General features: G+C 35.3%; 13 protein-coding genes. 1 reads left to right on the top strand and 12 read right to left on the bottom strand.

Features of this window, described 5'->3' with window-relative positions; genetic code table 11:
• Window positions 1-122 precede the first annotated feature (122 nt).
• From ES676_RS00995 to ES676_RS01035, 9 genes are all read right to left on the bottom strand, one after another.
• A complete protein-coding gene (locus ES676_RS00995) occupies window positions 123-692 on the bottom strand; it encodes a hypothetical protein (protein WP_148368168.1) in 570 nt (189 codons plus the stop codon).
• Window positions 693-843: 151 nt separating this feature from the next.
• Entirely contained in the window at window positions 844-1,746 is a 903-nt protein-coding gene (locus tag ES676_RS01000; protein ID WP_148368169.1) for a PPK2 family polyphosphate kinase, read from the bottom strand.
• A 12-nt stretch (window positions 1,747-1,758) separates the two neighbouring features.
• Window positions 1,759-2,922: a sigma-54-dependent transcriptional regulator gene (locus ES676_RS01005; protein WP_148368170.1), complete on the bottom strand. Its 1,164-nt coding sequence runs from the start codon at window positions 2,920-2,922 to the stop codon at window positions 1,759-1,761.
• Window positions 2,922-3,821 (bottom strand): DUF6268 family outer membrane beta-barrel protein, encoded by a 900-nt coding sequence (locus ES676_RS01010; protein WP_246130265.1) that lies wholly within the window; start codon window positions 3,819-3,821, stop codon window positions 2,922-2,924. The genes ES676_RS01005 and ES676_RS01010 overlap by 1 nt, the downstream gene beginning before the upstream one ends.
• A gap of 25 nt (window positions 3,822-3,846) precedes the next feature.
• Entirely contained in the window at window positions 3,847-4,800 is a 954-nt protein-coding gene (locus ES676_RS01015) for a mechanosensitive ion channel family protein (RefSeq protein ID WP_148368171.1), read from the bottom strand.
• A gap of 1 nt (window position 4,801) precedes the next feature.
• A complete protein-coding gene (locus ES676_RS01020; protein WP_148368172.1) occupies window positions 4,802-6,115 on the bottom strand; it encodes an ABC transporter permease in 1,314 nt (437 codons plus the stop codon).
• 6 nt (window positions 6,116-6,121) lie between these two features.
• Window positions 6,122-7,048, bottom strand: a complete 927-nt coding sequence (locus tag ES676_RS01025) for an ABC transporter ATP-binding protein (RefSeq protein ID WP_148368173.1) — start codon at window positions 7,046-7,048, stop codon at window positions 6,122-6,124.
• A 374-nt stretch (window positions 7,049-7,422) separates the two neighbouring features.
• Window positions 7,423-8,544 (bottom strand): molecular chaperone DnaJ, encoded by a 1,122-nt coding sequence (gene dnaJ / locus ES676_RS01030; protein WP_148368174.1) that lies wholly within the window; start codon window positions 8,542-8,544, stop codon window positions 7,423-7,425.
• 9 nt (window positions 8,545-8,553) lie between these two features.
• A complete protein-coding gene (locus ES676_RS01035) occupies window positions 8,554-9,090 on the bottom strand; it encodes a nucleotide exchange factor GrpE (RefSeq protein ID WP_148368175.1) in 537 nt (178 codons plus the stop codon).
• Between the two features lie 160 nt (window positions 9,091-9,250).
• Between ES676_RS01035 and ES676_RS01040 the strand changes: the two genes are divergently transcribed.
• Window positions 9,251-9,919: a YceI family protein gene (locus ES676_RS01040; protein WP_148368176.1), complete on the top strand. Its 669-nt coding sequence runs from the start codon at window positions 9,251-9,253 to the stop codon at window positions 9,917-9,919.
• An 84-nt stretch (window positions 9,920-10,003) separates the two neighbouring features.
• On the opposite strand, the gene ES676_RS01045 is transcribed toward ES676_RS01040, so the two are convergent.
• The 3 genes from ES676_RS01045 to ES676_RS01055 all read right to left on the bottom strand — a co-directional run bounded on the left by ES676_RS01045 (window position 10,004) and on the right by ES676_RS01055 (window position 12,201).
• On the bottom strand, window positions 10,004-10,906 hold the full coding sequence (locus tag ES676_RS01045) for a TIGR01777 family oxidoreductase (protein WP_148368177.1): 903 nt from the start codon (window positions 10,904-10,906) through the stop codon (window positions 10,004-10,006).
• A 76-nt stretch (window positions 10,907-10,982) separates the two neighbouring features.
• Complete coding sequence (gene mnmD, locus ES676_RS01050) at window positions 10,983-11,666, bottom strand: tRNA (5-methylaminomethyl-2-thiouridine)(34)-methyltransferase MnmD (protein ID WP_148368178.1); 684 nt, start codon at window positions 11,664-11,666, stop codon at window positions 10,983-10,985.
• Between the two features lies 1 nt (window position 11,667).
• Complete coding sequence (locus ES676_RS01055; protein WP_148368179.1) at window positions 11,668-12,201, bottom strand: DUF4920 domain-containing protein; 534 nt, start codon at window positions 12,199-12,201, stop codon at window positions 11,668-11,670.
• Window positions 12,202-12,278 lie beyond the last annotated feature (77 nt).

The following is a 12,278-nucleotide window of genomic DNA, read 5'->3' on the forward strand; positions in this document are numbered from 1 at the left end:
TTACAATCGTGTATAAAAGCAATAGAAACAATCCCAATATCACCTTAAAACTCACCGCGCTTCGGCACCATTTTGTACAATAAAACCTCCTATATTTTATACATTATAGTAGAACAGCTAATTTATTTTTTTACTGTTCCTGTAAAATGATTAACCCTTGCGCTAATAGGATTTTTGGTAACACGACGAAAAGTAGCTAATTGTCCGCAATGCCAAACAGCATCTGCTATGGGGCCATTAATGGCATTCCAAAACTCATATTGATGATCTTCAAAAATGATTTTATACTGAGAAATATCCTCACTTTCTTTAAGGATATCGGAAGCTTTTTTTAGGTTATGCAGGGTTTCACTTCTTAAAACCTGATATGATAGTGAGTCCGTTTCGATTTTAGACTGTGGTTCTTGCATTGTGGCGTTTAAAAGAACACGACTTAAATCGAAAATATGTGCTATGGTTTTAAGCGCCGTCCTTGACACGTCTGACGGTTTATAGTCTAAATCGATTGTATTTAAATCTTTAGAAGCCCAATAAAACCTAAAACCCAATGCATCCACTTGTCGTGCCGCGACTGTTCCTGCTGTAAATGATTTTGCAGCTTCGGGTAATTGGAAATACGGTAATTCGTTGTCGCTTTCTTGAGAAAAGGCTACTGTTGAAAGGAGTATTGAAAGCAGCGTTATTATTTTCATTGTTTGTTTATTTGCGTTAGCGGTTGCAGTGGCATCCTTTTTTTGCTTTAGCAAATGGCAAAAAAAGATATAACGTAAAACGAGACCTTTAGGTAACGCCCAAAACCAACTTAGGTTTAGCATTATGCACATCGCTATTCTATTTTTAGCCTTATTTTTTGTTTTTCGCGCTGTCTTGTTCGTGGTTTAACTCGTTTTTATAAGCATCGATATTGGCTTTCGTTTTCGCGTCTAATTCCGGTTCTTCAATATCGGTGTAGGTTTTTAAGGTGTCGTATAGAATTTTGGCTACGATATAACGTGCCGTTTTTTTATTATCTGCGGGAATTATAAACCAAGGTGCGTTGGGTTTAGATGTATTATTTATAGCTTTTTCGTAGCACGTCATGTAACTATCCCATAGTTTGCGTTCCTCTAAATCGCCCGAAGAGAATTTCCAGTTTTTTTCTTTTTTATTTAAGCGGCGTAACAAGCGATTTTTCTGCTCGTTTTTCGAAATATTTAAAAAGAATTTAAAGATGATTGTGCCGTTGGCTGCTATATGCTTTTCGAAATTATTAATTTGCTCGAAACGCTGAGACCAAAATGCTGGCGTAATATCTTCCAAATTATTAACGTCTGGTAGCTGTTCGCCCAGCAAATACTCAGGGTGTACGCGGGTTACAAGTACATTTTCGTAATGGGTGCGGTTATGCACTCCAAATTTACCTCGCGCCGGCAACGCAATGTAATGACGCCACAAATAATCATGATCGCGCTCTAAACTGGTGGGCACTTTAAAACTATGCACCACGACACCACGCACGTTAAAATCTTTAAATACCTCGCGAATTAAACTGTCTTTTCCTGCCGTGTCCATACCTTGTAAACACACTAAAACGGCATATTTATCGTGAGCATAAAGCGTGTCTTGCAATTTGCCTAGCTTTTTACGAACGTCTTTTAATTCTTTTTTTAAGATAGCGTCATTGGCTTCCATATCGATAGCCGTTAAACGATTTTTGAGATCGATAGTCTCTGTGATTTTAAAGTCGGAAATCGAGATGTTTTTCATAGTAATAGAATCTTATTTTGAAGCAAACAATTTAACGTCTTGCTCGCTAACTTCTTTACCACCAAGAATAATTAAGCGCTCTACCACATTGCGAAGTTCTCTAATATTTCCTGTCCAATCGTATTCTTGCAGCAACTGTATTGCTTTTGGTGAAAACGTTTTTATGGCTGTACCTTGCTCGCTAGATATTTTTGAAGCAAAGTGTGTAATTAGTAATGGAATATCGTCGCGTCTCTCGTTTAAAGCGGGCACTTTAATTAAAATCACTGCTAAACGGTGGTATAAATCCTCTCTAAAAGTTCCTTTTGCTATTTCGGCTTTTAGATCCTTATTGGTTGCTGCAATAATACGAACATCAACTTTTATGTCTTTGTCACTACCCACCCGTTGTATTTTGCTTTCTTGTAATGCACGCAATACTTTAGCTTGCGCCGATAAGCTCATATCACCGATTTCATCTAAGAAAATAGACCCGCCGTTTGCGGCTTCGAATTTTCCAGCGCGCTCTTTTATAGCGCTGGTAAAGGCTCCTTTTACGTGCCCAAATAATTCGCTTTCTATTAATTCGCTAGGTATTGCGGCGCAGTTTACCTCAATCATATTACCTTTAGCCCGGTCGCTTTTTTCGTGTAACCAATGCGCAACGATCTCTTTTCCTGTTCCGTTAGGCCCAGTAATTAATACGCGGGCATCTGTAGGAGCTACTTTATCTATAATTTGTTTTATTTGCGCAATGACATCGCTGTCACCAATCATTTCATATTTTTTGCTCACCTTCTTTTTTAGAATTTTATTCTCTTTTACAAGTTCTTTTTTATCTAAGGCGTGGCGCACGGTGTTTAATAAACGGTTTAAATCTGGCGGTTTCGAGATATAATCGAAAGCACCCAAACGCATTGTATTTACGGCAGTATCTAAATCGCCGTGTCCCGATATCATAACAATAGGGATTTCTGGTTTTATCTTTTTAATCGCCTCCAAGACTTCGACACCATCCATTTTTGGCATTTTAATATCGCAAAGCACGAGGTCGAAATCTTCTCTCTTTATTTTTTCTATTCCCACAAGTCCATCTTCGGCTTCTTCTAATTGGTATTTATCATTTTCTTCGGAAAGAATTTTTACCAAAACGCGCCTTATAGCTGCTTCGTCTTCTATTACTAATATTTTAGACATTATATTTTTAGTTTAATTCCAGTTCGTAAATAAAGCGCATTATCATTATCTAAATTATAGACATCCTCCCGGTCTTTATCTCGTAATCTGTTATTCATTTTTAAAGAATACCCTGCATAGGCATACCATACTATATGATCTGTAAAACAATGCTCGTAACCCAACCCTGCAACAATAATAGACAGGGATACGCTTTCGGCTACTTTGCCATCAATTAACAAAGCCTCTTGTGCATTCGCAAAATAACCGTCGATACTGGCATAGGTTTGAATAATATTTTTCTCGTTAAAAAAGTATTTTACGTTTGTTTTAGGAACACCCAAGTTGTACGACCAGTTGTCGTTTACACGCCTAAAATAGCTAACAAAGGGCAATGGTAGGGGAATTCCCGTTGTACTGTTGTAGGTTAACCCAATTATTAATCGATAGGGCTTATTTAACGATTCATCATCTCTACGATCGGCAATCGCATAAACACCACCATTTAAAAATAAGTCGTTCGCTGTTATTTCATGCCGTAACGTAGAGGCTATTCTCGGTGTTATTTTAGCGCCCAAACGCCATTGTTCTGAAACTTTAAATGTATATGCCAGACTAAAATCTATAATGTGTAAGCGTTTAAAGTTTGACGTATCAAACGGATATTTATCCTCCAAATCTAAAGCAATACGACTGTACTCTCCTCCAATAACTAAATAAGTGTCTTCTTTTAATTTAATAGGATAATTGATTAAACCCCGAAAACGGTTGAAACTGTCTTCAGATTTTGACTTTGGAAGATAGGTATACTCTAATCGCGCCAAATCGGTTAATTGTGCATGGGCAAACTGAAGAGCGAAAAACGCCAAAAAAACAAACGGATATTTAAGTAAAGAATTACTTTTTATAGGTTTTAGCATATGCTTATTTAATTGTTAAAGTTATTTATTCTGTTTTATTGGTATCAGATTCTGAAACGTTCATTCTAAATTTAATATTCTGATCTGGTTTTTGAATAATATGAATATCGCGTTGTGGGTAAGCAATATTAATATTATTTTCTCTAAACAATCTATTGATCTCAAAGCGAATATCACTTTTTGGTATTCTAGCATTAAAACTGTCTTCTAACGTAAACGCTACTCTAAAATTAAGCGTACTCTCTCCAAACTCAATAAATGTAACTTTTGGGGGTGGTGATTTAAATACTAAATCTATAGATTCTGCTGCTTGCATTAGTAATTTTTCTACCAGTTGGATATCGCTGTTAAAACCAACGCCAACATCTACCCACTCTCTGGTGTTTGTCCCATTTTGAGTCCAGTTATACAAACTGTTTGTTAAATATAAATGATTGGGTATAATAAGCACTTTATTATCGAATGTCACCGCTCTAGTTGTTCGCAGTTTTATTTCTTCTACACGCCCTACTTTACCTTCTAACTCAATAATATCTCCTACGTGCACCGATTGATCAATTAGTATAAACACACCCGAAATAAAGTCTTGAAAAAGGGTTTGTAACGCTAGTCCAACACCTATTAAAAGTCCCGCTGAAGCAGCAATAATTGCCGTAACATTAACGCCTATTCCTGATAATGCTATTATTAAAACGATTACATAAATAAACCATCTTGTAAATGAAAATACAGTATTAAATTTAGCTTTATCTTCTTTAGGCAACCGTTGTGATAATAATCGTTTAAAGACTGCTAAAATAAAACTGGTTAGAATTAAAATAACAACAACTACCAATAACAATCCTACCGTTAATGTAATAGTATTATCGTCACTTTGTAACAGCTTTATTTCTAGAAGATTAATAAATTGTTCCCAAAAAGAACTACCGGTTATCGCGTCTTCAATCCTATCTAAGTTTTCAGCTACTTTATCTTGCATATTAGTATTTCATCCATTTTAATAATTCGCGATAACTAGGTTTCTTTCCATACATTAAAATACCAACCCTATAAATTTTCGCTGCAAACCATACCGTTACTATAAAAGTAGTGATTAAAATAATTAAAGAGACAACTTGTTGCCAAATTGGCACTCCAAACGGAATACGCATTAACATAACAACGGGCGACGTAAATGGTATAAACGAGAATAATGTTGAAATAGTACCGTGTGGGTCTTCGATTACAGTGAAAAACCCAACATAAACAGATAGAATTAAAGGCATTAAAATAGGAAACATAAACTGTTGTGTATCGGTTTCGCTATCCACAGCAGCCCCAATAGCAGCGTACAGCGAACTATACAGTAAATAGCCACTAATAAAGAACAGAAAAAAAGCAATAATTAAGTTCACTAATGGTAGACGTTGAATGGCTGCTAGCCCCAATTCAACCTGCGTATTTATATCTGAATCTGATAGCGATTGTTGAAGCAATTGTTGCTGTGGTGTTTGTAATTGCGACAAATCAATATCGAAAATAAGTGTGACCAACGTAAATAGCACACCGCCTAAAATAATCCAAATAGCAAATTGAGTGACCCCCGCTAAGGAAGTACCTATAATTTTACCCAGCATTAATTGTATTGGTTTTACCGATGAAATAATAACTTCGATAATACGACTTGTTTTCTCTTCTATAACCGAACGCATAATCATATTACCATAAATAATGATGAACATAAACAGTAAATACCCCGAGGCACCACCAAATATAAGTTTGAAAAAACTATCTAATTTTGATGTTCTTTCGCCATCAAAATTTTCCTGTTTAATCGTTATATCGATAGTTGATGATTTTATTAATGAAATATCAACTTCTTTTGCTATTAAATTTAAATCTGTTAATCGCCTTTCGATTTTCATTTCTAAATCTGAAATCACCGAAATAGAAGCAGATTCTTCCGAATAAAACGCGATACCTTTCGTTATATTTTCGGGCGTATCGAAAGCAGAAATATGTAACAAACCATAATCTTCTTGTTCTTTAACAACTACTTTAGCAGCGTCCAAAGACATATTATTAATAATATTATATTTGGTAAACTCTGAATCTTCAAACACATCGTACACCAATCCAGACGTATCTAATACAGAAATATGGCGAACTTTATCGTTATTTATTTGTGATAAATACGCTACTAAAGTCACCAAAGCAATCATAATAATAGGACTTAAAACGGTCATTATTATAAACGATTTATTTCTAACCTTAGTAAGATATTCACGTTTAATTATAAGTGGTAAATGATTCATAAGGTGTTAGTTACTTTTTACGGTTTTAATAAATATGTCATTCACACTAGGGATAACCTCAACGAAATGCGAAACGTCGCCTTTACCTGTTAAATAACTTAACAATTCGTTCGACGATCCGTTTTGAGACAGTTTAATATTTAATTTTAATTCGTTACCAAGTGTTCTAAATTCGGCGGGACTAACAATAAATCTCTCTGAAAGACTTTTTCGTACTTGCTCAGGATTATCGGTATTTAACCCCACCTCAAAGGTGTTGGTTTTATATTGTTTTTTTATATCGATTAAATTGCCATCTAAAATTTTATTAGATTGATGTAGTAATGCAATATGATCGCAAAGCTCTTCAACAGATTCCATTCTGTGGGTCGAAAAAATAACAGTGGCGCCTTCATTTTTAAGTCTTAAAATCTCATCCTTAATAATATTTGCGTTAATAGGATCGAAACCTGAAAAAGGCTCATCGAAAATTAACAACTTTGGCTCGTGTAGTACGGTAACCACAAATTGTATTTTTTGTGCCATTCCTTTAGATAGCTCTTGGATTTTTTTATTCCACCAATCCCCTATTTCCAAACGCTCAAACCATTCGTGAAGTTTCTTTTTGGCTTCGGCCTTTGGCATTCCTTTAAGCTGTGCTAAATACATCGCTTGTTCACCAACTTTCATCGTTTTATACAACCCGCGTTCTTCGGGTAAATAGCCAATATCTTTAATATGTGCATTTTTTAAAGGTTCACCATCCAATAAAACGTGACCAGTATCTGGCATTGTTATTTGATTGATAACTCTAAGCAGCGTCGTTTTCCCAGCACCGTTTGGACCTAAAAGTCCAAAAACACTACCTTTAGGTACCGCTATAGACACATTATTGAGAACAGTATGCTCCCCAAACGATTTGGACACTGAATGCACCTCTAATAAATTGTTCATATAATTATATTTCTATGATTTTCACATTGTAAATATAAAAAAAAGGAATGATTGCTGTTTAGCTGTATAGCGTATTTTAATGTGTTCTATTAAAATAGTTGAAAATTATAAAATAGTTACAAGTAATACGTTCTTAATATCAATTTAGAAAACGACCTAAAAACAAAACCCACCCTTAAAAATAAGGATGGGAAAAAATTGCTATGAAAAAGAAAAAATATTACTGGCGCAATACCAGCAATATACCAAATATACTATTTTTTACTATATTAATCTTTAAAGTGGCTAATAACTTCCTTAAAAACAAAAAAACCCTGAAAAACAGGGTTTTTTTTATATACCATAAAAAATAATTTCTTAACTTAATTTCTTAATTAAGAAAACATATCCTTTACTTTCTCAAAAAATGATTTGTCTGAGTTTTCCGGTTTAGGTTCGAAATGCTCATCATCTTTCATACTTTCGAAAAATTCTTTTTGTGTATTATTTAATGTTTTAGGCGTCCAAACATTTACATGAACTAGTAAATCTCCTGTACCATAACCGTTAATACTTGGTATTCCTTTTCCGCGTAAGCGTAAAATTTTACCAGATTGCATTCCGGCTTCAATTTTAATACGCACTTTACCGTTTACAGTATCAATTTCTTTAGAATTTCCTAAAACCGCATCTGGTATGCTCACATATAAATCGTAATGTAAGTTATCACCTTCACGCTGTAAGGTGGCGTGCTCTGCTTCTTCAATCGCTACTAACAAATCTCCCGAAACACCGTTACCTGGGGCCTCGTTACCTTTACCAGACACTTTAAGCTGCATCCCTTCGACAACACCTGCTGGAATTTTCACAGGAATCGTTTCTTCTTTTATTTTAAAACCTTGTGCATCGGCATCGTCGGGTTTTTTGTCGATAATTTGTCCTGCTCCACCACATGATGTACACGTACTTGCCGTCTGCATACGGCCTAAAATAGTGTTGGTAACACGCATCACTTGGCCAGCGCCATTACATGTAGAACAGGTTTTATATGTTGTACCTGCGGCTTGAACTTTACGTTTTACTTTTATTTTTCTCTCTACACCATTAGCAATTTCTTCTAAGGTAAGTTTTAAGCGCACACGAAGGTTACTCCCTTTAACACGTCGTTGGCCGCCACCGCCTCCAAAACCGCCGCCGCCGCTAAAGCCGCCACCGAAAATATCACCAAATTGGCTAAATATGTCATCCATATCCATACCACCGCCACGACCGCCGCCAAAACCGCCGCTACCATCGAATGCTTGGTGACCAAATTGGTCGTAACGCGCTTTTTTATCTGCGTTACTTAAAACTTCATAAGCTTCAGCTGCATCTTTAAACTTACTTTCGGCTTCTGTATCATCAGGATTTTTATCTGGATGAAACTCTATCGCTTTTTTTCGATATGCCTTTTTAACTTCAGCTGCTGTAGCACCTTTCTGTATGCCTAGTATTTCGTAATAGTCTCTCTTTGCCATCGTTTTGTTTTATTGGCCTGTCACCACCTTTGGGAAACGAATTATTTTGTCTCCTAATTTATATCCTTTCTCTAAAACGTCCATAATTTTCCCCTTAAGCTTATCGCTTGGTGCTGCCACCTGCGTGATCGCCTGGTGCACATCGGCATCAAAATTATCTCCAGATTTAACCTCAACTACAGCTAAGCCTTTTTGTTCTAAAGTGTTTTTTAATTTTTTACTAATCAATTCCACTCCTTTTAAAAGGTCTTTTTCTTTAGTCTTAGACATTTCCAGATATGCACGGTCAAAATCATCAAGAACAGGAAGTAGTGACAGTATTACATCTTCACTTGCTGTTTTAAACAACTCTACACGCTCTTTCGACGTTCTTCGTTTGTAATTTTCAAATTCTGCAAAAAGACGTAAAAATTTATCTTTTTCTTGATTTAATTCTTCGGTAAGCTTTTCTTCTATAGAAAGCGCTTCGTTTTCAATAACTTCAGCCGTATTCTCATCCATTGGATGCTCTACCGCTTCTTCGTTTTTATCTATGTCTTCACTCATATTTGTATCCTTTTTAAACACAATGTACTTGTGGCAAAAGTGCTGCCATTCTTATAAAAATGTCATAATGTCACTTTTTAACTTTAAGATTTATTTTGTAAAACTAATAGTCTTATTAATTATATTTGAACTCACTAATCATTTAATACAAATTAAAATTATGAAGAAAAATTTTTTAAATATTTTCGCCGTTGTTGCTATTGGCTTAGCTGTTGTTGGATGTAAAGAAGGGAAAGAAGCTAACACAACAGAACCTGAAGCTGCCGCAGTAACTGAAGTAACGGCTCAAAAATATAAAGTGCTTACAGACGATTCTACTATCGAGTGGAAAGGATTTAAGCCTACAGGAACGCATTACGGAACTATTAAATTAGAGAAAGGTATGCTTAACCTGGAAGATAATGTAATCCAAAGTGGTAGTTTTTTAATCGATATGACGTCTATTACAGTTAACGATTTAGAAGGTGACGATAAAGCAGATCTTGAAGGCCATTTAAAAGGAAGTATGGAAGGTAAAGAAGACCATTTCTTTAATGTTGAAAATTTCCCTACCGGTGCTTTTGAAGTTACAGGCACATCGACTGATGCCGATGGCAAAATGATGTTATCTGGAAACTTAGCTTTAAAAGGAAATAAAAATAATATTACTATTCCTGTAAGTTTTACTACAAGCGGTGACGATTTAACTTTAACAAGTGAAGCCTTTACTATTGATAGAACAAAATGGTCTGTAAATTATAGTTCTAAATCTGTATTTGAAGATCTTGGAGATAAATTTATTAATGACGAAATTGAATTAAAAATCATTATTAAAGCAACAAAAGCGTAATACTTTATTGTTAATACCAACCAAAAAAAAGCCATTCTTAATTTAAGAATGGCTTTTTTTTTATACCGTCGCTATTACTTTTATCTAGATCAGTTCATTTAACGCCGCACTCAAATTGTGGTACTTGAAATGAAATCCTTTATTCTCGATTTTCTTAGAACACACACGCTGACTTTCGAACAGCAGAATATGCATTTCGCCTAACACTAATTTCATTACAAATTTTGGAATGTTTGGTAAAAACAATGGCACATCCAATTGGTTTGCGATTGCTTTTGTGATTTCGGCATTGGTTTTTGAATTTGGAGCAACACCATTATACACCCCTTCTAATTTATGCTCTGTAATATAAATAAATAGGCGCGCTAAATCCTGAATATGAATCCACGAATTCCATTGTTCGCCCGAGCCCATATTTGCGCCAAGTCCGTATTTTATTGGTTTTTTCAATTCTGGAAAAGCACCTCCGTCGTTAGACAGAACTAGTCCAATTCGTACTTTAGACACGGTAATGCCCAAAGAAGAAAAATTATCGACTGCATTTTCCCATAGGGAAACGACCTTACCTAAAAAAGAAGTGCTTACTTGCTCCTCTTCTTCCGTGTAATAATTCGTTAAAGAATCGGGGTATATACCAATTGCGCTCGCCGAAACTATATGTTTAATAGAATGCGCATTATTGGCTAATGCTTTATGTAATAATGCCGTTGTTTTAACACGGCTATCTATAATATTTTTTTTTTGTTCGGTAGTCCATCGTTCAGAAATGCTGGCACCCACTAAATGAATAATGGTGTCCACATCCTTTAAACAATCAACGTCAATTTCTTCAGTTTCAGGATTCCATAAATAACCGCGATAGTTATCATCTTTAGATATTTTGGAAGTACTCGTCGTTAAATAACTCACTAATAAATCCTTATCATGACATTGTTTAACGATTTCACTTCCTATTAATCCAGTAGCTCCAGTAATTAGTACGCGCATTTCTTTTTTTATTTAAAGTACAAAATATCGCACCATCATTCTTTATGTTTAAGTTAGGTTTAACATATTGCTATCACTACTCTTTATGCGCTCTAAGCATATGTCGTTTTCCAGGTGGACCTTCAAGTTTTTCTACAGTAAAACCAGCACTTATCATAGCACGTCTTGCGTGTCCTTGTACACAATACGTTACCAAAACGCCATTTGTTTTCAAGGCGGTGTACATAGTTTTAAAAACGGCTTCGGTCCATAATTCTGGTTGTACTCTGGGTCCAAAAGCATCAAAATAAATAACATCGAATTCTGCTATAGCATCAATCTCTAGAAAACTCTTTTTTTGTTTTTTAAGCTGAAAGACTTCACAAATTGTTTCAAAAGTCTCCCAAGGTACCGAATGTATTGTATTAAACAGTTCTGATGTATTGTCTGAAGCGACCTCTGAATAATTAAGCGACTGAAGCTCTTCAGCCGTAATGGGGTAGGCTTCTACTCCAACATATTTAATCGCTAACTGATGCTTTTCGGCATATAACAAGGTTAAAAAAGCATTCAACCCAGTACCAAATCCTATTTCTAAAATCGATACGTTTGGAATGCTTCCTTGATGTTTATCAGAAGATAAAAACCCTATTAATCCTTTGTCGAGATACACATAATTAGCCTCTTGTATGGCGCCGTGTTTAGAATGGTACTGCTCATTCCATTCTGGAATATGAATAGTTTTAGAACCATCATCGGTGGTTATTATTTGGCGTTTCAAATTACTTTTTTAAAAGTACGCCGTCAGCTTCAAAAGAATAGGTGCGTTTTGGCTCTGTAATTGCGGCGATAGCTTCTGGAGATTCTCCTGCATCCTCTGCATAATGACGTTGTTCCTCTACAGACACTTCTTTAACATACGCTTTTCCGTTAATAATCACTTCTTTTCCCTTACTGTCTTTTGGCATAAAGAAAGCGTAATCTTTAAATTTAACCATTGCTTGTTCTTCATCTCCTAAATCTAATTTCATCCAGCATCCTTTTGCCTGACAAACTTCGTCTATTTTAGCAATAATTTTAGAGTCGATGCTATCACCAATTTTCATTCCTTTATAATGTTCTGCCATAGAAGATGCAGCAATAGCATCGTCTGCTACAATTTCTTTACCGAAAGATTCGTAATCACCTTTCGTCACATTTTCTGGAATTACCATTTCGGTTACGGTCTCTACAACCGCTGCATCTGTAGCTTTGTTTTCCTCTTTACAAGAGACTAAGGCAATAGCTAAAACTGGAATAAGTAAATAGTTTTTCATATTAATTATATTGAATTGTGTTTTATTTAACACGTGTAAATATACTATTTTAAGTGTAAAATCCCTTTTTATACGCC

It is taken from the genome of Bizionia saleffrena, assembly GCF_008086175.1.
In the GTDB taxonomy this organism is placed as follows: Bacteria; Bacteroidota; Bacteroidia; order Flavobacteriales; family Flavobacteriaceae; genus Bizionia; species Bizionia saleffrena.